18 protein-coding genes are annotated in these 24,584 nt (G+C 69.4%); 7 read left to right on the top strand and 11 right to left on the bottom strand.

The annotated features are described in order from the left end of the window. Position 1 precedes the first annotated feature (1 nt). From T333_RS20025 to T333_RS20005, 5 genes are all read left to right on the top strand, one after another. Positions 2–370 (top strand): YidH family protein, encoded by a 369-nt coding sequence (locus T333_RS20025; RefSeq protein WP_496425765.1) that lies wholly within the window; start codon positions 2–4, stop codon positions 368–370. Next, positions 367–678, top strand: a complete 312-nt coding sequence (locus tag T333_RS20020) for a DUF202 domain-containing protein (protein ID WP_496425431.1) — start codon at positions 367–369, stop codon at positions 676–678. The genes T333_RS20025 and T333_RS20020 overlap by 4 nt, the downstream gene beginning before the upstream one ends. Next, on the top strand, positions 675–1,616 hold the full coding sequence (locus T333_RS20015) for a formylglycine-generating enzyme family protein (RefSeq protein ID WP_496425430.1): 942 nt from the start codon (positions 675–677) through the stop codon (positions 1,614–1,616). Before T333_RS20020 ends, T333_RS20015 begins: the two co-directional genes overlap by 4 nt. Positions 1,617–1,678: 62 nt before the next feature. Continuing rightward, positions 1,679–3,133: a sulfatase family protein gene (locus T333_RS20010; protein ID WP_496425429.1), complete on the top strand. Its 1,455-nt coding sequence runs from the start codon at positions 1,679–1,681 to the stop codon at positions 3,131–3,133. An 80-nt stretch (positions 3,134–3,213) separates the two neighbouring features. Beyond that, positions 3,214–3,876 (top strand): DUF3159 domain-containing protein, encoded by a 663-nt coding sequence (locus T333_RS20005; RefSeq protein WP_496425428.1) that lies wholly within the window; start codon positions 3,214–3,216, stop codon positions 3,874–3,876. A 153-nt stretch (positions 3,877–4,029) separates the two neighbouring features. On the opposite strand, the gene T333_RS20000 is transcribed toward T333_RS20005, so the two are convergent. The 3 genes from T333_RS20000 to T333_RS19990 all read right to left on the bottom strand — a co-directional run bounded on the left by T333_RS20000 (position 4,030) and on the right by T333_RS19990 (position 6,707). After that, positions 4,030–4,695 carry an isochorismatase family protein gene (locus T333_RS20000; RefSeq protein WP_496425427.1) on the bottom strand — a complete coding sequence of 222 codons (666 nt, stop codon included), beginning with the start codon at positions 4,693–4,695 and terminating at the stop codon, positions 4,030–4,032. A 71-nt stretch (positions 4,696–4,766) separates the two neighbouring features. Continuing rightward, positions 4,767–5,909 (bottom strand): isochorismate synthase, encoded by a 1,143-nt coding sequence (locus T333_RS19995; RefSeq protein WP_496425426.1) that lies wholly within the window; start codon positions 5,907–5,909, stop codon positions 4,767–4,769. Between the two features lie 9 nt (positions 5,910–5,918). Continuing rightward, entirely contained in the window at positions 5,919–6,707 is a 789-nt protein-coding gene (locus tag T333_RS19990; protein WP_496425425.1) for an SDR family oxidoreductase, read from the bottom strand. A 98-nt stretch (positions 6,708–6,805) separates the two neighbouring features. On the opposite strand from T333_RS19990, the gene T333_RS19985 reads away from it, so the two are divergent. Further along, positions 6,806–8,455: a (2,3-dihydroxybenzoyl)adenylate synthase gene (locus T333_RS19985; protein WP_496425424.1), complete on the top strand. Its 1,650-nt coding sequence runs from the start codon at positions 6,806–6,808 to the stop codon at positions 8,453–8,455. A gap of 38 nt (positions 8,456–8,493) precedes the next feature. Here T333_RS19985 and T333_RS19980 read toward each other — a convergent pair whose 3' ends face one another. From T333_RS19980 to T333_RS19945, 8 genes are all read right to left on the bottom strand, one after another. Next, positions 8,494–8,733 carry a phosphopantetheine-binding protein gene (locus T333_RS19980; RefSeq protein ID WP_355003232.1) on the bottom strand — a complete coding sequence of 80 codons (240 nt, stop codon included), beginning with the start codon at positions 8,731–8,733 and terminating at the stop codon, positions 8,494–8,496. A 6-nt stretch (positions 8,734–8,739) separates the two neighbouring features. Beyond that, on the bottom strand, positions 8,740–9,576 hold the full coding sequence (locus tag T333_RS19975; protein WP_355003231.1) for a siderophore-interacting protein: 837 nt from the start codon (positions 9,574–9,576) through the stop codon (positions 8,740–8,742). After that, positions 9,576–10,805, bottom strand: coding sequence for an enterobactin transporter EntS (gene entS, locus T333_RS19970; protein WP_355003230.1), 1,230 nt, complete (start codon positions 10,803–10,805; stop codon positions 9,576–9,578). The genes T333_RS19975 and entS overlap by 1 nt, the downstream gene beginning before the upstream one ends. Further along, positions 10,802–11,800: an ABC transporter substrate-binding protein gene (locus tag T333_RS19965; RefSeq protein ID WP_496425423.1), complete on the bottom strand. Its 999-nt coding sequence runs from the start codon at positions 11,798–11,800 to the stop codon at positions 10,802–10,804. The genes entS and T333_RS19965 overlap by 4 nt, the downstream gene beginning before the upstream one ends. A 34-nt stretch (positions 11,801–11,834) precedes the next feature. Further along, the gene (locus T333_RS19960; protein WP_496425422.1) at positions 11,835–20,390 is read right to left on the bottom strand and encodes an amino acid adenylation domain-containing protein; all 8,556 of its coding nucleotides are present in this window, start codon (positions 20,388–20,390) and stop codon (positions 11,835–11,837) included. Between the two features lie 148 nt (positions 20,391–20,538). Continuing rightward, positions 20,539–21,375 carry an ABC transporter ATP-binding protein gene (locus T333_RS19955; RefSeq protein WP_355003227.1) on the bottom strand — a complete coding sequence of 279 codons (837 nt, stop codon included), beginning with the start codon at positions 21,373–21,375 and terminating at the stop codon, positions 20,539–20,541. A gap of 8 nt (positions 21,376–21,383) precedes the next feature. Continuing rightward, positions 21,384–22,436 (bottom strand): FecCD family ABC transporter permease, encoded by a 1,053-nt coding sequence (locus T333_RS19950; RefSeq protein WP_496425421.1) that lies wholly within the window; start codon positions 22,434–22,436, stop codon positions 21,384–21,386. Further along, on the bottom strand, positions 22,433–23,392 hold the full coding sequence (locus T333_RS19945) for a FecCD family ABC transporter permease (RefSeq protein WP_496425420.1): 960 nt from the start codon (positions 23,390–23,392) through the stop codon (positions 22,433–22,435). The genes T333_RS19950 and T333_RS19945 overlap by 4 nt, the downstream gene beginning before the upstream one ends. 343 nt (positions 23,393–23,735) lie before the next feature. On the opposite strand from T333_RS19945, the gene T333_RS19940 reads away from it, so the two are divergent. Next, a complete protein-coding gene (locus tag T333_RS19940; protein WP_357255255.1) occupies positions 23,736–24,440 on the top strand; it encodes a DUF8020 domain-containing protein in 705 nt (234 codons plus the stop codon). The last annotated feature ends 144 nt before the right edge of the window (positions 24,441–24,584 follow it).

Here is a 24,584-nt window from a genome sequence, read left to right as displayed (position 1 = left end):
AATCGCCGACACAGCCCCCACCGAACCAACGGGCGCGGAAACCGCGGCGCCGCTGGACTATCGGTTCAGCCTGGCCAACGAACGCACCTTCCTGGCCTGGATCCGCACCGCGCTGGGGCTGCTGGCCGGAGGAGTTGCGGTGCAAACCCTCGCCGAACAGTTCTCGACCTCGGAATTTCGCCGCCTCATAGCCGCAGCCTGCGGGGCGCTTGCCGTCGTGATCGCGGCGATGGCCCATCGCCAGTGGAGACGGGTGGAAGCCGCGATGCACCGCGCAGAACCTTTGCCCGGATCGGTGCTGGTTCCCGCGCTCGCGGTGGGCGTCACCGGCATCGCGCTCGCCGCGGGCACCGCGGTGCTGCTCTCATGACCACGCCGACCAGGTGCGCACCCGACACCGGGCTGGCCATCGAACGCACGGCGCTGGCGTGGCGGCGGACCACCCTGTCGGCGATGGTCGCCTTCGCCGTCCTCGCGCACACCGCGCTCACCACGCCTACCGCGGCTCTCGCCAGCACGGCAGCTGCGTTGGCGCTCGTTCTCGTCGCGGCCGTCGGTTACCACCGCAATCGCGCGTTGCGAGCACGCCGCGCGAACCTCAGCGGAGCGCTGTTCGCGACCACCGCCACCACAGTCGCGGCCGCCGCAGCCGCCACTACCCTTGGGCTCGGCCTATGACCTGCTGCGCACCCGGACAAGGTCCGCACGCCCGCGCCTCGCTACCCGGCCCCGCGCCGTGCACCCCGATGGCACCCCGGTCGGACACGAGGACCGCCCCACACCTGATCACCCTGCCCGGTGGACGATTTCGCATGGGCGGTGAGGACCCTGACGGCTATCCCCGCGATGGCGAGGGACCGGTCCGGCCGGTGCGCTTGCCGGGGTTCCAGATCGCCGCGCACACCGTCACCAATGACCAGTTCGCCGCGTTCGTCACCGCGACCGGCTACCGCGGCGACGCCGAACGCTACGGCTGGTCCTACGTCTTCGCCGGGCTGCTGCCCGCCGAGTCGCGACGCAACGCCCGCCGCCCGCGGGACACGCCGTGGTGGTGCGCGGTGTCCGGCGCGACCTGGTGGGCGCCGGAAGGACCCGGCAGCGATCTGTCCGGCCGGGGTGATCATCCGGTGGTGCACGTGTCCTGGCGTGACGCGCAGGCCTACTGCGCGTGGGCGAGCGTGCGACTGCCGACCGAGGCCGAATGGGAGTACGCGGCGCGCGGCGGTCTCGACCAGGCCCGTTATCCGTGGGGCGACGAGTTCGAACCCGATGGCCGCTCTCGCTGCAACATCTTCCGCGGGCGGTTTCCGGCACACAACACGGCCGACGACGGCTACCGCGGAACCGCACCGGTGGATGCGTTCTCCCCCAATGGATTCGGCCTGTACAACACCGTCGGCAACGTATGGGAGTGGTGCGCGGACAACTGGTCAACCGAGCACAGCCGCGACTTGGTCGCCGACCCACGCGGCCCCGAAGACGGTGCGACGCGGGTGCTGCGCGGCGGGTCGTATCTGTGCCACGACAGCTACTGCAACCGCTACCGGGTCGCCGCCCGCATCCACAACGCCCCCGACTCCACCAGCGGCAACACCGGGTTCCGCGTCGCCCGCTGACGAACTTCCGCTCGCCGCGGCCTTTCGCGGCGAGGCACTCTCACAGAAAGGGGACATCACCGGTGTCCGAACAACCGATGAACGTGCTGGTCGTCATGTCCGACCAGCACAACCCGAAAATACTTGGCGCGGCGGGTAATTCGCTCGTCCACACGCCGAACATGGACGCGCTCGCCGCGCGCGGCACCCGATTCGACTCCGCCTACTGCGCCAGCCCTATCTGTGTGCCTTCCCGCGCGACCGTCGCCACCGGCCTGTATCCGCACCAGACCGGATACTGGGACAACGCGATGGGCTACGACGGCGCGGTGGAGGGTTGGGGTCACCAATTGCAACGCGCGGGGCGGCGGGTGGAGTCGATCGGCAAGTTGCACTACCGCAACGCTTGCGATCCGACCGGTTTCGACGCACAGCATCTACCGATGCACCTGAAGGACGGAATCGGTCAGGTCTGGGGTTCGGTCCGAGATCCGTTGCCGCGCCGTGACAATGCTCCGTTCATGGTCAGCATCTCCGGTGGCGCGGAATCGGACTACACCCGCTACGACGCCGCGGTGACCGAACGCACTTGCGCGTGGCTCGGCGACGCCGACAACCACCGCGAACCGTGGGTGCTCTACGCCGGCTTGCTGGCGCCGCACTTTCCGTACCTCGCGCCGCCGCGGTTCTTCGACATGTACGACCCCGAGAAAATGCCCTTTCCCACAATGCGTCCCGAGCACGGTCACACACGGCACCCATGGGTGCAGACCTTCGCCGACGTACTGCCCGGCCTCGACGACGCCAATACCGAGGAGGAGCGCCGCCGCGCCGCGGCCGCCTACTACGGGCTGGTCAGCTATCTCGATGACAACCTGGGCCGCATCCTCGGCGCGCTCGAGGCCAGCGGGCAAGCCGACAACACCTTGGTCGTCTACACCAGCGACCACGGCGACATGGTCGGTAGCCGCGGCCTCTGGGGCAAGTCGCTGATGTACACCGAATCGGCCGGTGTGCCGCTGATCATGGCCGGTCCGGGGGTAGCGGCGGGCGCGGTATGCGAGACCCCGGCCAGCCTGGTCGACCTGTATCCGACAATTCTCGGCGCGGCAGGCGTCGAGGCGACCGGAACTCCGCCGCGGCCGGGGCGTTCGCTGGTCGACCTCGCCGCGGAAGGCGCCGATTCCGAGCGGGTGGTGTTCAGCGAGTATCACGCCATGGGTGCGCCCAGCGCGGCGTATTTGATTCGCAAGGGTGACTTCGCGCTGCACCACTACGTCGGCTACGCACCCGAGTTGTACGACGTGGCAGACGATCCCGAGCAGAGCCACGATCTCGCCGCCGATCCGAGTTACGCGGAGGTTCTCGAGAATCTGACCGGTGAACTGGCCGGCATCCTCGCCCCCGATACGACCGACACCGTCGACAAACGCGCCAAGGCCGACCAGGCGGCACTGGTGGATCGCTTCGGTGGCCCGGTCGCCGCCGCGTCGATCGGCACGCCAGGGGAAACCCCGCCGCCGGCCCTGGGTGACTGACCGCTTGACGCGCCCGCGCCATTTCCCAACCTCATCAACGATTTCGATTCACCACTCGGATCACCGAAGGCGCTGAACCTGTGAACAGAACCCCCGCCGAAAACCCCCATCCACCCGCCGCCGTCTCCGGTGCCGCCGAGCTACGCGCGAAGATCCGCGATCTCGGTGGCGCCCGCCACCTCGTCGACGGCGCGGCACCGATCCTCGGCTACGTCCTCGGCTACCAGTTGCACGGCATACTCACCGGCATCGCCACCGCCATCGGCATCGCGGTGGCGGTGGCCCTGATCCGGCTGCGGCACGGTGACCGTCCGCGGGTGGTCGCCGTATCCACCGCTCTGGTGCTCGTGTTCTCGGCGATGGCCGCAGCGACCGGCGAGGGCCGTGACTTCTTCCTGCCCCCGCTGATCCTCTACACCGTTTTGACGATCGCGTTCGGCGCGAGCCTGCTCACCGCGACTCCGGTGACCCTGCCGATCTGCCGACGGATCCGGTTCGAACCCGCCGAAACGCCGGATCCCGCCGCGCGCACACGCCTGCACCGCCGCGTCACCGCGGCGTGGATGGTCTTCTGCGTCGCTCACGTGGTGATCATGGGCCCGGTCTACCTCGCCGACAACGTCGTACTACTGGGCACTCTCGCGCTCGTCCTCAACAAACCGATGCTCCTCGCCGCGTTCGCGGGCACCTGGGTCTGGGTGCGTCGCACTGCGCGGACCGACGACCGCGCCGCCGAACGCTGACCGTCGAATCCATCCGGCGGCACCGCGATCCACGACACTCCCCGGAACACGGACGACCCCCGGCGCTGTGGCGGCCCGCCTCTTCTCGCGCCATCGGGTTCGCTCGGCGGCCGGATACTGCTCCCGGCGTAACGGTCGGTCGGCTCCATACCGTCACGAGGCGCGTTTCGCGGCGGGTACCGAGGCCTCGTCGAGCTGTCGGAGCAGCTCGTCGGTGGTCACCACCGCACCGCAGCGGCGTGCCGTGTAGTTCAGCGCCATGAGGTGTTCGTCACGGCTGAAGTCGGCCGTGGCGTCCAGTGCCAGGAACGGGCGCACGTCGCTCATGAATGCCTCCGCGGCGCTGAGCATGCAGCCCATGTGGGTGTAGACGCCGGTGACCATGAGGTGGTCGCGGTTGTAGTAGCCCAGCAGCTCGCGTAGGTCGGTGCGCTGGAACGCGGAGTAGCGCCACTTGGTGACCTGGATGTCGCGCTCGTCGGGGCGCAGTTCGGCGATGACCTCGGTATCGGCGCCGGTGGACATCCCGCTGCCCCAGAAGTCGGCGAGAATGCCGCGTCGCGAGGGGTGCTGGTTTCCGGGCTGCATGGTGTAGACGACCGGAATTTTCAACTCGTGGCAGCGGTTTCGGAGCCGGGAGATATTGGCGACGAGAGTGTGCGCCGGTTCCTGGTCGAGGTCGTAGGCCGCGAGGAAGTACCGCTGCATGTCGTGGATCAGCAGCGCGGTACGGGACGGCTCGACTGTCCATGGCACCTGGTTGTCGGTGACTTCCGCCGCGGTCGGCATGTCGTAGGGCGCGATCGGGGGAATGGGCATGTGAATCTCCGGTTTTCGTGTGCGTTGTGCGAGAACGGCCGAGGGCCGGAAGAGCGGTCGCGGTGTGCGGGTCAGGCCACCGTGAGGGGAAGATCCGCGATACCGAGCGGAGCGAGGATGCGCTGGAATTTGCCGGTGGTCTCGGCCAATTCGGCCGCCGGATCGGATTCCGCCACGATGCCGCCGCCCGCGTGCGCGAGCAGGCTGCGACCATCGGCGGACAGCTCGGCACAGCGGATGCTCACCATCCACTCGCCGTTGCCCTCGGCATCGCACCAGCCGACGGCACCCGCGTAGAAGCCGCGATCACCCTCGAGTGCGGCGATCAGCCGCGCGGCCGCCGCGGTGGGCGTCCCGCAGACGGCGGGCGTCGGATGCAGCGCCGCGGCCAACTCCAGCGCCGAGGGTCCGTCCGCGCGCACCGCGGCGGTGATGGGCGTACCGAGGTGCCACATCTCCGGTGTGCTGGTGAGTTCCGGTGCGGGAGCGTTGACTTCGACACACCGGTCGCGCAGCACGCCGCTCACCTGATCGACCACATACCGGTGTTCGTGCTGATCCTTGGCGGATCCGAGCAGCCTCCGAGCGACCTCGCGATCGGCCGCCTCGTCGTCGAGCACGCGGCGCGCCGATCCGGCGAGTGGATGGCTGAGCACCTCCGGCCCGTCCCGTCGGACCAGTACCTCTGGACTGGAACCGATCAGATGCTTTCCGGCGTACGCTGCGCCCGCGGCGGACAGATCGACCAGGAAGCCGTTGCCCATCGGGTCGGTGGAGACAAGGCGATCCAGAACGGCGTGCGGCCGAACGGATTCGGCGCTGCGCGCGCGAATCGCCCTGGCCAGCACTACCTTTTGGATCGGATGAGCGGAATCGGCCAGCATCCGGACGGCGGTGGCCACCCGGCGCATATGGGTTTCGGGCTCGGGAACGGCGGCCTCGAAGTCGAAGCGCGGCGTCCGCGCCGCGGCGGGCCGGTATCCGCTGTCGCTGGTGGACAACGATTCCGGGGCCCACAGCGCCGCGGGAGCGTCGGGCAGGAACGGCAGCGCCCCGACGATATGGCTGACCTCACCGCGGCGCAGCGCGGTCACCGCGTCCCGCGCGGAACGGAAGGTGCGACCGCTGCCGTGCGCGACCACGGTGCGATAAGGGCGCGACAGCACAAAAGCGGGGTCCGAAGTATCGGCTGATGTGTCGGAAATGGGGATCATCCTCTCGGTTCACCTATCGAGGGTCGCGCCGCCGTCCACCCGGAGATCGTGCATGGTGATGTGGCGAGCGTCGTCGGATACCAGGAAGCGGATGGCCGCGGCGATATCCGCGGGTTCGGCTATGCGCCGCAGGGGAATACCGAGGCGGTAGGCCTCGGGGTCGCCATCGAGCAGACCGGCGCGGGTGGCCTCGTCGAGACCGTCGGCGTACAGGCCGCTCAGCATGGACGTGTTCGTGGAGCCCGGCGACACCAGGTTGACGCGCACGCCGTGCGGGGCGACCTGTAGGGCAAGGGCGCGCGTGAAGGCGGTGGCCGCCGCCTTGGAGGCGCAGTAGGCGGCCATGCCAAGCCGCGGCGTGCTCGCCGCGTTCGAGGAGACCACCACGATGGCCCCGCGTCCGGCGGCGACCATGTCGCGGGCGGCGCGCTGGGTGACGTGCATGGTGCCGGTGGCGTTGACGGCGAAGCTGCGCTCCCACGCCTCCGGTGTGATGTCCAGTGCCGCGCCGGGATCCATCACCCCCGCGGCGTGCACCACCACGTCGGGGGTGCCGTGCGCGGCGCCGAAACGGTCGAATGCCTCGGACACCGACTCGCGGTCGGCGACGTCCACCTCGGCGGCGTGCACCGCTCCGGCTGTGTGGGCGTCGATTTCCCGTGCCACGTCGTGCACTCGCGGGTCTCGGTCCCACAGCGCCACCGCCCGCGCGCCGTCGGCGAGTTCGGCCGCGACCGCCGCGCCGATACCCGCGGCCGCCCCGGTGACGACGACCACCCGCGCACCAGAATCGATCATGAACATGAGGTTAGCCTAACCTGATAAGAATGTGGTGGCTCCGCTTTCCACACGATCGCGGAGCGACCCGAATGCCCTGCGAAATGAGGTGTCCCACAATGGCATTGACCGTTCCACCGAGCTTCACGCCGTGGCCGTCGGAGGAGGCGAGACGGTATCGCGAGCTCGGTTGCTGGACCGGAGAAACGTTCGGCGACCTGCTGGACGCGCGCGCCGCGGCCACCCCGGAGGCGGTCGCCGTCGTGGACGACGCGCACCGCTGGACCTACGCCGAACTCGACCATCGCTCCCGGTCGCTGGCGACCGGCCTGGCGCGACTGGGTATCGGCCGCCACGACCGCGTGCTGGTGCAACTGCCCAATCGCGCGGAATTCGTCGAAGTGATCTTCGCCCTGTTCCGCCTCGGCGCGCTGCCGGTCTTCTGTCTGCCCGCCCACCGGCAGGCGGAACTCGTCCCGATCGCCACGGCGAGCGCCGCGACGGCCATGATCACCACCGGTGTACATCAGCGTTTCGACTATGCGGCGCTCGCCGATTCGATTCGTGAACAGTCGCCGACGCTGCGGCACGTCCTCGTCGTGGCCGACGATCCGGAACAGCGGCTGCCCCAGGGTGCGCGCCGTATCGACGAATTCCGCGACGAGCCGGACGAACTGCCGCCTGTGGACGCGAGTGACGTTGCCTTCCTGCAACTCTCCGGCGGCAGTACGGGCATCCCGAAACTCATCCCACGCACCCACGACGACTACCTGTACAGCGTGCGGCGCAGCGCGGAGATCTGCGAACTCGACAGCGACACCGTGTACCTGGCGACGCTGCCCATCGCGCACAACTTCCCGATGAGTTCGCCGGGCATCCTCGGCGCGCTGTGGGCGGGCGGCACTGTGGCCATGACTCCGGATCCCACTCCGGCGACGGCGTTTTCGGCGATCGAGAAGTTCGGTGTGACCATCACCGGTCTGGTGCCGCCGCTGGCCCGGCTCTGGGTGGAGCGAGCCGAGGCCGGTTCGACGCCGGACCTGTCCACTCTCCGGGTGGTGCAGGTGGGTGGCGCGCGCTGTCAGGAGGAATTGGCGCGGCGCATCGGACCGGCGCTGGGGGTCACCCTGCAACAGGTGTTCGGCATGGCCGAGGGGTTGGTCTGCTACACCCGCCTCGACGATCCGATCGACGCGGTGATCGCCACCCAGGGTCGGCCGATGTCGGAGCACGACCGACTCGAGGTCGTGGACGACGACGGCGCCGAGGTGCCGCCGGGCGGTGACGGCAACCTGATCACGCAGGGGCCGTATACGATTCGCGGCTACTACGACAATCCCGAGGCCAACGCCCGCAGCTTCACCGCCGAGGGCTGGTATCGCACCGGCGACATGGTGCGGGTGCGACCCGACGGCAACCTGGTGGTGCTCGGCCGCGCCGGTGACTGGGTCAACCGCGGCGGCGAGAAGGTGTCGGCCGAGGAGTTGGAGGAGCACCTGCTCGCCCATCCCGGCATCCGTGACGCCGTCGTGGTCGGCACCCCGGACCGCATACTCGGACAGCGCATTTCCGCGTTCGTGCAGGCCGCCGATCCGGAGCACCAGCCGACCCTCGCCACCGTCCGCGCCTTCGTGCGCGAGCGCGGGGTGGCGGCGTGGAAGATGCCGGACTCCGTGGTGGTGGTCGACCGGTTCCCGGAGACGGGGGTGGGTAAGACCAGCCGCAAGGAGCTGCGACAGTTGCTCGCCGAGGGCACGCACGCGAAGTGACGCCGACGGTGGCGCGGTGCGAGCCGCGCCACCGGTCCTCACGACAGGGCTTCGAGCCAGGACCCGAGCACGGGATCCGCTGCGAGAGTGGGAAAGTCGATGTGCGCATGCCCAGCCGCTCGCCACTTCTCCACCAGCGACATGATGCGCACCGAATCCAGTCCGGCGTCGAGGAGGTTGGTCTCGTGGGTCAGCTCGTCCGGGCGCACGCCCAGAGCCGCTGCCACGTCGCCGATTACGCGCTCGCGGTCGGCCACCGCGGTGTTCTCGTTGGTCATGGTTCCTCACTCGTCTCGGTCGTAGTCGGCGACGCCGCGCTTCCAGTACCCGGCGATCAGGTAGTCCTTCGGGTCCACCCCGAGGTCCGTGCGCACCCAGCGGCGCAGCGGTTTCAGCACGCCCGCCTCACCGGCCAGCCAGACGTACACGCGCTCTCCGGCGGACACTTCGACGGTGCGCACCGCCTTTTCGAAGCGGTCGCTCGTCCCGGGTTCGGCCGCACCGCGATGCACCCAGCGCACCTCGACACCGGCGGGCGGATCGAGCGGAATCTCCTCGTCGGGTCCGCTCACCTCGATGAACGCCCAACCGGATGCCTCGCGCGGCAGCCATTCCAGCCAGCGGGCGATGGCGGGCAGGGCGGTGATGTCACCGGCGAGCAGGTACTTGTCGTAGGTCTTGGGCACCACGACACCGCCGGGCGGGCCCGCGATGTGAATCTTGGTGCCCGGCACCACCTTCAGTGCCCACTCCGAGGCCAGGCCGCCGGGGTGGATGGCGAAGTCGATGCTCAGTTCGCGGTCCTCGGCGCTGAAGTGGCGCACCGTGTACTCCCGCGAGACCGGTCGCGGCTTGCCCCACGACAGGGACAGTCCGTCCTTCTCCGGCAGCCGCAACACCCCTTCCTCGTCCGGAAAGATCAGGCGCACATGCTCGTCCGGCACGTAGCTGTGGAATCCGGCGAGATCCGCTCCGCCGAAGGTGATGCGCAGCAGCCCGGAGCCCACCTGCTCGGTGCGGATCACCTCCACCTCGCACAGTCCGATCGGATAGCCGACCTTGGCTCCGTGCTCACCCGACAGCACCTCGACGATGCGTTCGGCGTAGGCGGCACGATCCATCAGAGCTTCTCCTTTCCCAAGAGCGGCGCGGCGGCCAGTGCCGTCAGCGCGCCGAGTACCAGTACGGACAGCCCGTAAACCACGAGAGCGGTTCCGGGCGCGAAGAATTGACCGACCACACCGGCCACCATGGAACCGACCGCCGTCCCCGTGACGGACTGCACCATGAGCAGGCCGGAGATCCGGCCGCGCAGCTCCTCGGGGGCCTGCTGTTGCAGAATCGTGTAGCGCAGCACCATGTTCACCGCGCGAGCCAGGCCGAATCCGGCCAAGCCGAGGAACACCGGAGCGGTGTGCGGGAAGAGTCCCGCCACGATCACACCGAGCGGCATGGCGGCCAGCGAGATCAGCAACGCGCGGCCGTTGCGGCGGCTGCGGCCGATCCAGCCGCTGGTCAGCGACCCGAGCACCGCACCGGCGCCGGGAGCCGCGTAGAGCACGCCGAGAGTCGTTGCCCCGGCGCGGAGTTCGTGTTCGGCGAGGGCGGGCAACAGCACCAGCGGCCCGCTGACCAGCATGGCGATCAGCCCGGTCACCAGTGCGGCGCGAATGATCCTGTGCCGCGCGGCGAACTCGATCCCGATCGCCAGTTCACGCAGTGGATGCCCGACATCGCGTTTCGGCGGCGGCTGCGGTCCGATCGACCGGATCAGCCCCACGGTGGCCGCGGTGGCGCCCGCCGAAAGGAAAAAGGCCAGCTCCGCACCAGTTTTGGCGATGAGCAGACCGGCCAGCGCCGGTGTGATCATGGTGCCCAGATCGGTGGTGAGCGAGGTCAGCGCACCGGCCGCCGCCACCTTGTCCCGTCCGACGAGCATGGGGATCAGCGCCATGAGCGCCGAACTGCTGACGCCTCCGGCCAGGCCGTCCAGCACACCCGCGGCGTAGATCACCGCCAGGAAGGGGTCGGACAGCAGCGCGTTCAGTCCGAGCACGAGGAAGCCGAAACCCGCCGCGCTACGCGACCATTGGATGACATCGCGCCGGTCGTACCGGTCCGCGATCACCCCGCCCGCCAGGCTTCCGACGAACAGGGCGACCGCGGTGACCGTGGTCACGCCGGCGACATGCAGCGAGGATCCGGTGAGCTGGTAGACCTGCACGGGCAGGGCCACCATGAGCAGGCCGATCCCCAGCACCGATACCAGCCGGGCCGCGAAGGCATTGCGGAACTCCCGGCTGGCGCGCAGCGGCGAGGTATCGATGAGCAGGCCGCCGACAGCTGTCACTTGAAGCGCTCCCCCAGCAGGTCGAGGGTGGCCATGACGTTGCGGTAGTCGGGCCGCTGGCTGGTGGCGGGCAGCTCGTAGACCTGGCCCGCCTTGAAGGCCGGGAGCTGACCGATCACCGGATCGTCCTTCAGCTGCGCGATGGTGCGCCCACCCTCGAGCTGCACGACGAACAGCGCCGGGGCGTCGACGACGGTGTTCAGCAGTTCGGGACTGAAGGCGACCCAGTCGGCGGCCGCCGCGCGCGTCGGGTTACCCGCCTTGGCCTCGACCTTGTCGTCGATGGTGAAACCGACCGCGGTCAGCAGCGTGGCCAGCGGGGTGCCCGGCGCGATCACCGAGGGCTTCAGATCCTTGCGCGACTGGAAGACCGACACAGCGCCCTGCGGCAGCTCGATGCCGCTCCGGACCTTCGCGACCTTCTGGTCGTACGCGGCGATCAGGCCGTCCACCTTCGCGGACTGGTTCACGAACTCCGCCACCGCCTTCAGCTGGTCCTGCCAGTTCGGGCTGTTGGAGGGCACCAGGGCGGTGGGGGCGATGGCGGCGAGCTTGTCGTAGTTGTCGATGGACTGCTGGCCGGGGAAGCCCTGTCCGCCGCCGATGATCAGATCCGGCTGCTGGGCGGCGATGAACTCGAAATTGATGTTGTCGCCGGAGGGCAGCACCTCGGTGCCCTGTTTCTTGGCGTCCTCGGCCCAGGCGGCGGGGAACTCACCGGGCTTCAGCGCGACGCCGAGCACCCGCGGATCGGCCGCCTCGACTTTCGCGCCGAGGTCGTAGAGGTACCCGGCGAGCGAGCCGTTCACGACCACGATGCGCTGCGGATCTGCGGGCACGGTGACGGCGCCGCGGGCGGTCTGCACCTCGCGGGTGCCGGACTTGCTCGTCTCGTCCGAGGACGAGCTACTACAACCGGCCACCACCGCGACCAGCGCGAGGATCAGTAGGGCGACGGCGGCGCGCAGGCGCGCCGGCATTCGGTACAGCGACATGGACAGGCGTTCTTTCTTCTTGTTGGGCAAAGATTCACGCGCGGATGACGGGATCCGCGTCGAGCAGCGCCGCGACCTCGGTCCAGCCCCTCGGGGACACGATGTCGAAGTGCGAGTAGGGAAGTCGGCGGACCACCAGCCGCGCGCCCACGGACCGCCAGCCGGTCAGCTGGGCCTCGGCGCGTTCGGGTTCGGTTCCGGTGTCACCGGCGAACAGGGACATGACGCCGTGGTAGCGTGGTGAGTCGGAGTCGGTGACCATGCGCAGCAGCGCGGTCGCGGCGTCGCGGATGGCCGCCCCGAGTTCCGGTGCGTCCTCGGGGATTTCGGGCAGCAGCCGGTCGAGTTCTGCGGGCTCCGCGAGACTCCGAGCGGCCCGTTCGGTGAGATTCACCAGGGGGTGGGAATCGACGAGACCCACGTAGGCGACCGGCTCCCCGGAGGCTTCCAACGCGGCCGCCACGGCGTGCACGATATTGCCGCCCAGCGAATAGCCGAGCAGGTGGTACGGACCCTGCGGCTGGATGCGGCGGATGGTGGCCAGGTAGTGGCGCGCCAAGTCGTCGAGGGTTCGCGCGTGGAAAGCGTTGTCGCTCAATGTAGGCAGCTGCAAGCCGATGATCGGCCGGTCCGCGCGCAGCAGGCGAGCCAGTGGCCCGAACTGCCATGCCGTGCCGCCCACCGGGTGGACGCAGAACAGCGGCGCGGCGGACCCGCCGGTGCGCAGCTCCAGAACGTGATCGAGGCGTCGACCCAGCATGGCGAGACCGTCGACGGCGATCGGCGCCGCTTCCGCCGTACCCAGGCGCGCCGCGAGCCCCCGCGGTGTGGGGGCCGCGAACACGTCGTCGAGGACGGCCGGGATGCCCGCGCGCCCGAGTCGGCCGATCAGCCGGACCGCGGTGAGCGAATGGCCGCCCGCCGCGAAGAAGTCGTCGTCCGAACCGATTTCGGGTGCCGAGAGCACCGCCGCCATGGCTTCCCGAATGGTGTCGACCGGTCCGTTGCCGCGGCTCTCGGTCGATGTCCGCTGGGGCGTGGCCGGTCCCGACTCGTACTCCGGTACCGGCAGCGCTCGGCGGTCGATCTTCTCGCTGGCCGTTCGTGGAATTCTGTCCAGCACCACGAAGGCCGCGGGAATCATATGCGCGGGCAGCGCCTTTCGCAGGTGCGCGCGCACCGCGGCGGTGTCCAACTCGGTGCCCGACCGTGCGATCAGGTAGGCGCCCAGACGCTGGTCGCCCGGCTCGTCCTCGCGCAGCAGGACGATCGCTTGGGCGACACCCGCGCAGGTGAGCAGCGCGGATTCGATGTCACCGAGTTCGATGCGCTGTCCGCGCAACTTCACCTGGCTGTCACCGCGGCCGACGTATTCGAGTTCGCCGTCCGGATTCCACTTCACCAGATCGCCGGTCCGATACATCCGTTCGCCGTGCCCGTGCGGATCGGCCACGAAGGCGGCGGCGGTCAGATCGGGACGGGCCAGATAGCCGCGGGCCAGCTGCGTCCCGGTCAAGTACAGATCACCGATGACCCCGGCGGCGACCGGCCGCAGGCTGTCGTCGAGGACGCGCACACCGGAACCGTCGGCGGGTCTGCCGATCGGAACGATCACGACGTCGGCATCGACGGTCTCGTGGTAGGTGATCGACACCGCGGCCTCGGTGGGGCCGTACAGGTTGTTCACCTTCGCTCCGGTGAGTGCGCGCACCCGATGCGCGGTCGCCGGTGGCAGCGCTTCACCGCCGGTGATGACGCAACGCAGATTCGTGCACCCGGACAGATCGGCCTCCTCGGCGAGCACGGTGAGCATGGAGGTCGTCATCTGGATGGTGGTTACCCGCTCCTCGCGCATGAGCTGAGCCTGGTAGTAGGGGTCGCGATGCCCGTTCGCCCTGGTCAGCACGATGCGCGCGCCGACGTGCAGCGGCAGGTAGAGCTCGAGCAACGAGGCGTCGAAGACGGGTGGCGTGCGGTACAGCACCGTGTCGTCCGGGCCGAATCGCTGCATCCGCCAGAGGGTTTCGAAGGTGTTCACGATCGCCGCGTGCGAGACCGTCACGCCCTTCGGCACACCGGTGGAGCCGGAGGTGAACAGCAGATAGGCGGAATTGCCTGGCCGCAGCGGCGCTAGCCGTTCGGCGTCGGTGATCTCGGTGTCGGCGAAGCCGCCGGTATCCACGTCGTCGAGGGTGCGCAGAACCAGTGCCGGAGCGGCTATTTCGAAGATGCGCTCGATCCGCTGGGCGGGCTGGTCGAGATCCACCGGCAGGTAGACACCGCCGCTGCGGCTGATCGCGTGCGCGGTGATCACCGAGTCGATGGTGCGGGGCATGCCGACCGCAACCACCGTCTCGGGACCGATACCCTGCGTAATCAACCAGCGGGCAAGTCTGTTCGCGCGCGCATCGAACTCTCGGTAGGTAATCGTCAGCCCGTCGGCCGTGATGGCGGGTGAGTCGGGGTCGACCGTTGTTCCCCAGTCGGCGAGGGTTTCACCGTGCAGGTCCGGCACGTCGATCGGCTGTGCGCTGTTCACGGTGCGTTCGATGGCGCGTGTGCTCGCTACCGGCTCCGTCAGCGGTCCGGGAGGATTCAGCAGCGCGGCGGCGTGCACATCCTCGGTGCCGGTGACCGCGGACAGGATGGCGCGGAGCCGGTCGGCGATCCAGTCGAGTGTGGTGTCGGCGACGGCGCTGCGGTCGTAGCCGATCAGCAGTTCCAGCCGGTCGCCCGGCGGCGCGACCAGAGTCAGCGGATAGTGCGTCGCTCCATGATTGTGGAAGGCGCCGACGCGGAGTTCGTGCGAGTCCGGTTGCCGAGCAGCGGAATTCGGGAAGTTCTCGAAGACGACCAGGGTGTCGAACAGCTGTCCGATACCGGCGATCCGCTCGATCTCGGCCAGCCCGGCGTGGTCGAATTCCTGCATGGCGAACTGGTCCTCTTGCAGTTCGGCCAGCTGATCGAGCAGTGCGCGGTCGGGGTCGAGAAGGCAGCGCACCGGAACGGTATTGGTGAACAGGCCGACCATCCCCTCGACGCCGGGCAGTTCGGCGGGCCTGCCGGAGACGGTCGCGCCGAACACCACATCCCGGCGTCCGGTGAGTGCGGCGAGCACCGTCGCCCACGCGCCCTGTACCAGGGTGTTCATCGTCAGGCCGCGGCGGCGGCCGAGTTCGGTGAGCGCCGCTGCGAGCGAAGCGGTCAGCGGCACCTGCCGCCGCGGGAACTCGCGTTCGCGCCCGGTATCCGCACGGAGCAGCGTCGGCGCGGTGACCCCCGCCAACCGCCGCGCCCATGCCGCGCGGACGGTGTCGTGATCGCGAGCCGCGATCCAGGTCAGGTAGTCGCTGTACCGGGCCGGTGTCGGCAGTTCGTCGCCGTGATAGGTCGCGAGCAGTTCCCGCAGGACGATCGGCGTCGACCAGCCGTCGATGATCAGATGGTGTGCGTTGAGCACGAGCCGGTACTGCTGCCCCGGCATTCGAATCAGCGTGGCGCGCAACATCGGCGACTCATCCACCGAGAAGCGGTGCTCGGCCGCTTCGGCTTCCAGCCGGTCGGCGGCGGTGACCGCGGCGCGCACAGGCAAGCCGGAGAGGTCGACCTGTCGCCACGGCATCCGGACCGAGCGCGGCACCGCTTGCAGTGGCTGATCCAGCCCCTCGTAGTGGAAGGCGGCACACATATTGGGATGCCGGGCGACCACCGTGTCGAAGGCCGCCGACAACCGCCGCTCGTCGAGCGGTCCGGTCAGATCGACACGGGCGGTCAAGGTGTACACGTCCGCGGCGCCGTCGCGAATCGCGTGGAACAGCAACCCCTCCTGCAATGGCGAGAGCGGCAGCAGTTCGGCGAGCGGACCGTGCGCGGCCTCGAGCGCGTCGATCGCATCCTGGGGTACGGACACGCCCTGGCAGTCCGACGGGGTGAGGCCGCCGGGGAACAGCACCGCGTGCGCCGCGAATGCCTCCAGCGCGAGTTCCCAGTGCCGCTGTAGTTGCGCGACGGTGGCCGCGCCGAGGACCCGGCTCGCCGCCGTCCACTCCACCGCGATACGCGGACCGGCCGCGGGGCTGGCTTCGTGGACGAAGACGTTGAGCGAAAGTACCTCCGTCAGCGCCTTTTCCGGCGGCTCCAACACCGAGAACGCGTCCTGTTCCGGCAACCGCCAGCCGATATCGGTCCCACCGTTGAAGCGGCCGAGGTAGTTGATCAGCAACTCCGGCGAACGCTGTGCCGCGAGCACCGGTGCGGTGTCGGGATCGAGCCTGCGGAGCACGCCGTATCCGACGCCGTTGCCGGGGACCGCGCGCTTGGCCTCCTTGACCGCGCGCAGCAGCCGTCCGGCGGCGGCTCCGCCCGCCAGCGCATCGGCCAGACCATCGATGTGGTCGATACCTGTCGCGGGCGTCCAGACCGGGTACTCGCTGGTGAACCAGCCGATGGTGCCCGCGAAGTCGGTATCCGGCGACAGCGGGTCGCGCCCGTGTCCCTCGACAGTCACCGGACGTCCCGACTCCAGCGCCTCGTCGCGGTCGTGCCGCCACCCGTTGACCGCGAGCATCAGGGCCGCGAGCAACACCTCGTCGGTGCGCGCGCGGTAGGCGGCGGGCAGGGTGGACAGAACCGCCTCGGAAACCTCGGGGCCAGCGAGAGTCCGACTGCGGGAGCCGGTTTCGACGACATCACGAGCACGGTCGAGCGGCCGCTCCCCCACCGGAGCCACGGTGCCGTCGCCGAGTGCGCGCTGCCAGGACTCCAGTTCCGATCGATAGCCGCCCGCTGCGCCGGCATCGGCGAGCATGGTGGCGTACCGACGCCACGAGCTGCCCTTCGCGGGCAACCGAGCCGGGCGTTCGTCGCGCGCCGCCGCACACGCCTCGTAGAGCTCGGGAACCAGGATGCGCCACGAAACACCATCCACGACAAGGTGGTTGACGACCAGGACCAAACGATCGGCCGTACCCGGCGCGGTACGGACCAGCGCGCCGCGGATCTCGACGCCTCGGGCGGGGTCCAACTCGGCAGCCAGCGCGGCCGCTGTCCGCTCGACCTCCAACCCGATCGGAACCGACGCCACCACGGAATCCGCTTGCTGGTCAGTATTGTTCGCTGTCGGCAGTACCGTCTCGACGACCAACTCACCCGCGCGCACCGCGCCCGCTTCGGTCACCACCAGCCGTGGCTCGGCGTCCGCACCGTCGAGTACCAGCCGCAGTGCGTCGTGTCGGTCGAGCAGCGTCTGCATGCCCGCGACCAGGTGGTCGAGGGCGAGATCCTCGTGCAGTTCGAGCGCGGTCCACTGGGCGTACCCGGCGATCGCCGTCGGGCTCGGATTCGCTTCGAGCAGCGCGGCGACGAGCGGCGGGATGGGAACGACACCGGTCGCCTCGTCCGGCGCCACGCTGCCCGCCGCGTCGTCCACCCGCTCGGCAGCAGCCGCGATGGTGGCCAGATCGCGCTGTCCCAGTAGCGCTTTCGGCTGGACGAGCAGACCGTGTGCGCGCAGCCTGCTGGTGACGCTGATCGCGGTGATGCTGTCGCCGCCGAGTCCGAAGAAGTCGTCCGTCGCGCTCACTCGCGACACGCCGAGCACCTCGGCGACCACGGCGCACAGCGCCCGCTCCGGCTCGGTGCGCGGCGGTCGTCCGGTCGAAACGAGCTGGGGCGCGGGCAGTGCCGCGCGATCGAGCTTGCCGTTCACCGTGGTGGGCAACGCGTCCAGCACCACGATCGCCGACGGAACCAGGTGGTCCGGAACGGTTTTCGCGAGCCGGTGCCGCAGCTCGTCGGCGGAGGCGAGCGCGACGCCCGCCGCGGGCACCAGATAGCCCACCAACTGGGTGCTGTCGGCGACCTTCCTGATCACCGCGGCCGCCGCGGCGACACCGGGCAGGGCGCCGAGCACGGCCTCGACCTCGCCGAGTTCCACGCGGTAACCACGCACCTTGATCTGCTGGTCGCCGCGACCGAGGAATTCGTAGCCGTGACCGGGCAGCCAGCGGGCGCGGTCGCCGGTGCGGTACATCCGCTCCCCCGCGCCGAACGGATCGGCGACGAATCGCTCGGCCGTCACCGCCACGCGGCCCAGGTAGCCGCGCGCCAATTGCGGTCCGGCCAAATACAACTCACCGATCTCCTCCTCGGGAACCGGTTGCAGCGCGCTGTCGAGCAGATAGGCGCGGGTACCGGCCAGCGGACCGCCCACGTGCGGGACCGCGCCCGTCACCGGCGCGCTCAGCGCGTCGACGGTCGCTTCGGTCGGGCCGTACATGTTCCGGGCGGGCACACCGGAGCCGGCGATCGCCGACCACAGCGCGGGCGGGGTGGCCTCGCCGCCGATGAGCAGCAGTTCGGGCCGGTGCCCCGCGCCGAGCAGGCCGTTGTCGATCAGCGCCGCGGCCATCGACGGGGTGGTGTCGACGACGTCGATGCCGTCGGCAACGAACGCGGCGACCTGTGCCGCGGCGTCCTTCTGCACGTCGGTGTCGTAGAGGTGCACCCGGTGGCCGCACAGCAGCCACAGCAGCTGGTCCAGCGCGGCGTCGAAGGCGAACGACGCGGTGTGCGCGGTGTGCAGTTGCCGGTGGCCCGCGCGCTCGGCGGCCTCGGCGTAGATGGTCGACCGGTGGTGGTGCAGCAGTTGCGCCGCCGCACCGCAGGACACCTGCACGCCCTTCGGCCGTCCGGTGGAGCCCGAGGTGTACACCACATAGGCGAGCTGGCCGGGCGAACGCGGCGCGGCGAGTTCGGTCGCGTCCAACGGTCCGCTCGCGAGCCCGTCGATCGCCTCACGAATAGCTCTGGAGGACAATCGGATCAGCTTGTCCGTGCGGTCGGCGAAGAGCTCGTCCCCCGCCGCGCCGGATGTCAGGATCGCAACCGGCGCCGCGTCGTCGACGATGTCGTTCAGTCGCTGTGCGGGGTGCTCGGTATCGAGCACCAGGTAGGCCGCGCCCGCGTGCTGGACGGCGAGGATCGCGATCACGATGTCCGCGGTGCGCGGCAGCGCGATGCCGACGATGTCTTCGGGCCCGACGCCCTTGCCGCGCAGGTACCTGGCCAAGCGGTGGACCCGCGCCCCCAGCTCGGCAGCGGTGAGGCGGTCCGCGCCGCTGACGAGCAGCACAGCGTCCGGCTGTGCCGCGACGAGATGATCGAATACCGCCGTCGGGTCCTCAGGATGACCGGGAAGGGCCGCGCTCGCCCGCTCCGCGGTGATACGCGCGCCGATTTCCGGCGGATAAGGCGCGACTCTGCCGATCGGCCGGTCCTCTCCGTCGACCAGTTCGGTGATCATCCGGACCAGCGCGTCCAGCCGCCGCCGCACCGTCTCGGCGTCGAGCGAACGCGTATCGACCTCGAAACCGAGCTGGATCCGGTCCTGCGCCAGCGGAGTGACGGTCAGGCCGAGGTCTTCCGGTGGTCCACCGGCGACATTGCGCAAAGTCCCTGTCGCACCGGCGAAATCGAGTGCGAAGTCGAATGCCTTGAGGTTGATGCCGATACCGTGCAGCAGCGCTCCGGTCTGCGCGCCACCGAAGGCGCGCGCCAGCTCCTCACCGCGAAAGCGCTGGTGGCCGCGGACATCCCGCAGCGCGTCGGCGACCCGCTTGCTCAGCTCACCGAGCCGGTCGTGACTGCACACCGAGATCCGCAGCGGCAGCACGTTGACCGCCATGGAGGGCGTGGTGAGGGCGGTCTTGCCGACGCGCGCCATCACCGGCAACGCGATGACCACATCGGTCTCACCGAGCAGCCGGTGCACGAATCCCGCGTAGCAGCCGACGATTACGTCCGCCCAGGTGGTGCCCGCCGCTTCCGCCGCCGCTTTGATCCGCACCACCAGGTCGGCGTCGAGGACAGCGCGCGCTTCATGGGTGTGCGCCGCCGGTCCCTCGTGCGCGCGACCGCGCCCGTCCAGCGGCGGCAGCGGTGTGAGCAGGTCGCGCCAGTAGTCCCGGTCGCGGGTGTACGCCTCGCTCGCGCGGTACTCGATGTCCTCGGTGACCATCGTCGCCACCGACCCCCACCGCAGCGGAGGAACCGCGCCGCCGGTGCGCAGTGCTGTGTAGTGCGCGGCGACCCGGCGCGACACCAACGCGGCGCTGTAGCCGTCGATGATCAGGTGGTGGTAGAGCTGGACGCACCACACATCGCGATCGGATAGTCGCAGCAGCGTGTAGGTGAACAGCTGCCGGTCCACCATGCCCCGGCAAAAGCGCGCCGCCCGTTCGCGTTCCGCGGTGACCAGCCGATGCGCGGCGGCGACCGGGTCGGCTTCGTTCCGCAGGTCGACCAGCGGGCGCAGTTCCGGGGCCGCGTCGGTCATCCGCTGGCGCGGGCCGTCCGGCGTTTCGATGAAACGCAGTCGCATGGTGTCGGTTTCGGCGATGGTGCGCCGAATCGCGCCGTCCAGCAGCGCCACATCGATGGGCTCGGGCCCCGAGATCTCCAGCACCTCGCCGACCAGGTAGCTCAGCGATTCGGGATCGAGCCGCTGGGCGTTCCAGATACCGAGTTGCGCTCCGGTGAGAGGTAGCTCGGAATTGTCGGTCCTAGGCTTGTCCCGCTCCACCGAAACCACCGCAACTCCTCTCACCGCAACGACATTCGGCCCCTCTTCCGCCCCTGAGGACTCCGCGAGACTCCCGCGAAAGAGCAGCAAGGGTAGGCTAGCCTAAGTGCGCTGATTTGTGGGGAGCTTCCTTCGCCACCCGCCGCTACCTGCGCTTTCAGTGCGCCGGCACGGTCTGTTCGGCCAGCGGAACGACCATCGGCGCCCCGGTTTCCGGGTCGTCGATGATCCGCGCGCCGAGCGAGAAGACCTCGCGCACGAGTTCGGCGGTGACGATCGCCTTCGGCGAACCCGCCGCTACCACCCGGCCGTCCCGCATGGCGATGAGGTGATCGGCGTAGCGGAACGCGTGATTCAGGTCGTGCAGTACCGCGACCACAGTGCGGCCCGAGTCTCGCTGCAAGGATCGGCAGAGATCCAGCAACTGGATCTGGTGGGCGATATCGAGATAGGTGGTCGGCTCGTCGAGCAGGATCACCGGGGTGTCCTGGGCGAGCACCATGGCGATCCACACTCGCTGGCGCTGGCCGCCAGAGAGCTCGTCCACCAAGCGCGCCGACAGTTCCGCGACACCGGTGGCGGCCATGGCGGCAGCCACCGCGTCGGCGTCGGCCCGCGACCACTGCCGCAGCAGCGACTGGTGCGGAAAACGGCCGCGTGCCACCAGATCCGCGACCCGAATACCGTCCGGGGCGGTGGAAGTCTGTGGCAGCAACCCGATTCGGCGTGCCGCCTCCTTGGCCGGATACGAGCCGATCGCCTTGCCGTCCAGCAGCACCGCACCGGACTCGGGGGTCAGCAGGCGGGCCAGCGCGCGCAGCAGGGTGGATTTGCCGCAGGCGTTCGGGCCGATGATCACCGTGAAGGCCCCGTCGGGCACATCCACCGACAGCTGTTCACTGATGGTTCGGCCGCGGTAGCCGAGGCGTACCGAATCCGCGCGCAGCCGTGCGCTTTTCGCCGTCACCGGGACGGGCGCGTCGTTGTCGTTCATCGCTTCCTCTAGCTCCTTCGGGCCTCGACGACCAGCAGATAGGCCAGGTACAGCCCGCCGATCGAAACGGTGACCACGCCGACCGGGAGGGTGGTCGGGGCGAATGCGCGCTGGGCGATCCAGTCGCAGGACACCAGCAGTAGCGCGCCCATGGCCGCGGCGGGCACCAGGGCGATGGACGGGCTGCGAGCCAGTCGACGGCCCAATTGTGGTGCGGCGAGCGCGATGAAGGCGATCGGTCCGGCGACCGCGGTGGCCGCCGCCGTGAGGGCCACGCTCAGCACGATGAGCACCGTCCGGCTGCGGCCGACGCGAAGGCCGAAGGCGTGCGCCAGATCGTCGCCCAGTTCCAGGATGTGCAGCTTGGGCGCGAACGGGACCACCAGGATGCCCAGGATCGCCAGCACGACGAGCGCGGGTGCGACCTGCGGCCAGGACAGACCGTTGAGCGAACCCGCGCCCCACGCGGCGGCCGACATGGCCGCGTGCAGATCGGCGCGCAGGACCAGCCAGGTGTTGACCGAGGCCAGCATCGCGCTCACGCCGATACCGACGATGATCAGCCGGAATCCGCTGACCTGGTGACGGAACGCCAGCAGCTGGATGGCCAGCGCCGTGGCGAGACCGCCGAGCAGCGCGCCCGCCGCGGTCGGGAAGTGGCCACCGCCGCCGAGGGTCAGGATGACGATCAGCGCGCCAGTGTAGGCGCCGGTGTTGAAGCCGACGATATCCGGACTGCCCAGCGGGTTTCGCGTCACCGACTGCAAGATCGCGCCGCTCACCCCGAGCGCCGCGCCGAGTGCCAGTGCCAGCACCACGCGCGGGAAACGCCACTCCCACACCACGAGTCGGTCGAATCGCTGATCGCCGACGAACAGCGCACGCACCACCCGATCCGGCGGAATCGCGTAATCGCCGGTGCCGAGCGCCAAGACGGCCACCGCGAGGGCCAGCGTCAGCAGCACCGCGCACACCACGGCCGTGCGGAGGCCGATCCGCGCGGTGAGAACGCGATGGCGCACGACCAGCGTGCGGCGGCCGAAGTCGATCCCGGCGGTCACGCGGCACTCGCCTTCGCGCGGCGGGCCAGCCAGATCAGCACCGGCGCGCCGAGGAAGGCGGTCACCAGACCGGCCGGAACCTCGTCGCCGGGCAGTATCACGCGGCCGAGCACATCCGAGCTCAGCACCAGAGCGGGCGCGAGCACCATCGAATAGGCGACGATCCAGCGCTGGTCCGGGCCTACGATCCATTTGGCGATATGCGGCACCGCGAGGCCGACGAAAGTGATCGGGCCGACCGCCGCGGTCGCGGTGCCGCACAGCAAGGTGAGCGCCCCCGCGGTGAGCAGCCGGGTGCGGCCGACATTCACCCCGAGCGCATGCGCCATGTCGTCGCCGAGTGCGACGGCGTTCAACGAGCGCGCGGCGATCACGGCGGCGACCAGCCCCACGGCGATGAAAGGCGCTGCCCCGCCGATGATGTCGTAGCCGCGACCGGTCAGCGAACCCGAGTCCCACTGGCGCATGGCGTCGAAGGCGCTGGCGTGCAACAGGATCAGGCCTTTGGTGGCGCCGGTCAGCACGGCGGTCACCGCGACACCGGCCAAGGTCAGCCGAATCGGGTCGGCGCCTTGCCTGCCCGCGGTACCCAGTCGATAGACCACGAGGGAGACCAGTGCCGCGCCCGCGAAGCCGAACCACACATACGAAGTGATCTCGGTCGCACCGAGGAAGGCGACCGCCAAGGTGATGGCGAAGGCCGCTCCGGCGTTGATTCCGAGCAGGCCGGGATCTGCCAGCGGGTTGCGGGTGAGTCCCTGCATGAGGCAACCGGCCACGCCGAGCGCGATACCCGCGAGCAGGCCCAGCAAAGTTCGAGGCACCCGATACTCGGTGACGACCATATCGTCGGGCGAACCGTCACTGTTCCACAACGCGGACCAGACCTCGGCGACCGGAATCGATTTGGTGCCGACGATCAGGCTGAGCAGGCCGGCCACGGCCAGCAGTACCACTATCGATAACCACCCCGACCAGGGTTGTAGCCGCTTGGGCTTGCTATCCATCAGATTCGTTTCCTCCACGGTGTCTCGCGCCGTTTCGGCTCGTCCGACGGGCACGCTCGCCGGGGTCCGAGAAGCTTAGCTATGCGTAGGTCTTGAAACTTAGGTTTGCCTAGCCTAGCGTGTCGTGCTGTCCGGTTTCTCAGCTAGCACTCAGCTGCGGCGAGGACATCGGCATCCCTTGGATGCCACCCGGACGAGAGCCGTATCCAGTTGCCCCACACAGCTATTCATCAGCGACGTGGCGGGGTGGACGGCGCATGCCGTATGAGGGAACAGAGAAAGGTCACCACCCGTGAAACTCACCAAGGTCGCTCTGTTGGCCGCCGGACTCAGCACCGCACTGGGCGTCACCGCGGGCGCGAGTCATGCCGAACCGCAAGCCGAACCGGCCGCGATCAACTACACCGCCGACCGCACCGACAAGAACCTGGCCATCGAGACCGACGCGGGCGCCATGGTTGTCGAGGACGGCGTCTTCAAGATCAAGGCCGACAACGGCGCCACCGTCGCGGGCGCCGAATTGAAGTTCCGCGTAGACGAATTCGAGTTCCCGATCGCCGCGGAGATCTCCGACCGCAAGGCCGTCCTGACCCCGCTGTTCGACATCGCGCACGCCACCTACAAGCCGGTCGGCCTGCCGTACGAGGACAAGGCGCCGTGGAAGTCCGAGTACGACCGTGAGGTCGCCGCCTGGAGCCGCATGACCAGCACCATCTCCCTCGGCGCCTCCATCGCCACCCTGGCGGGCGGCATCGGTGGCGCGGCGCTCGGCTGCGCCGCGGGCGCCGTCGCCGGCGCCGCACTGACCGGTGCGCTGCTGACGCTCTTCGGCGCGGGCCCGATCGCGGGCTGCATCGCGGGCGCCGCCGCCGTCGGCTTCCTCGGCACCCTGGCTGGCCAGATCTTCATCACCGCGCCGGTCGCCATCCTGGCCGCCGTCCAGTACTTCAGCACCATCAACTCCCCGATGCCGAACCAGGCCGCTCCCGCGAAGTAATTCCGCGGCACGACAACGTGATTCGATCGGAAGCTCCGCACCGGAATGGGCAGACTTTCGTATCGAGAGTCAGGCCCGGCGCTATCGTCGGGCCTGACTCGTCCGACCTCTTCGAGCGCGGCCGAGTTGGATGGCCGGGCTTGC

The sequence above is a fragment of the Nocardia sp. CNS-044 genome, from assembly GCF_059570515.1.
This window is presented reverse-complemented; position numbering and strand designations above follow the sequence as displayed.

Coding starts and splice junctions, on each gene's coding strand:
- T333_RS20020 (WP_496425431.1), top strand. CDS start 367: ATGACCACGCCGACCAGGTGCGCACCCGACACCGGGCTGGCCATCGAA.
- T333_RS20015 (WP_496425430.1), top strand. CDS start 675: ATGACCTGCTGCGCACCCGGACAAGGTCCGCACGCCCGCGCCTCGCTA.
- T333_RS20000 (WP_496425427.1), bottom strand. CDS start 4,695: ATGCCCATTCCCCCGATCGCGCCCTACGACATGCCGACCGCGGCGGAA.
- T333_RS19995 (WP_496425426.1), bottom strand. CDS start 5,909: ATGATCCCCATTTCCGACACATCAGCCGATACTTCGGACCCCGCTTTT.
- T333_RS19990 (WP_496425425.1), bottom strand. CDS start 6,707: ATGATCGATTCTGGTGCGCGGGTGGTCGTCGTCACCGGGGCGGCCGCG.
- T333_RS19985 (WP_496425424.1), top strand. CDS start 6,806: ATGGCATTGACCGTTCCACCGAGCTTCACGCCGTGGCCGTCGGAGGAG.
- T333_RS19980 (WP_355003232.1), bottom strand. CDS start 8,733: ATGACCAACGAGAACACCGCGGTGGCCGACCGCGAGCGCGTAATCGGC.
- T333_RS19975 (WP_355003231.1), bottom strand. CDS start 9,576: ATGGATCGTGCCGCCTACGCCGAACGCATCGTCGAGGTGCTGTCGGGT.
- T333_RS19965 (WP_496425423.1), bottom strand. CDS start 11,800: ATGTCGCTGTACCGAATGCCGGCGCGCCTGCGCGCCGCCGTCGCCCTA.
- T333_RS19955 (WP_355003227.1), bottom strand. CDS start 21,375: ATGAACGACAACGACGCGCCCGTCCCGGTGACGGCGAAAAGCGCACGG.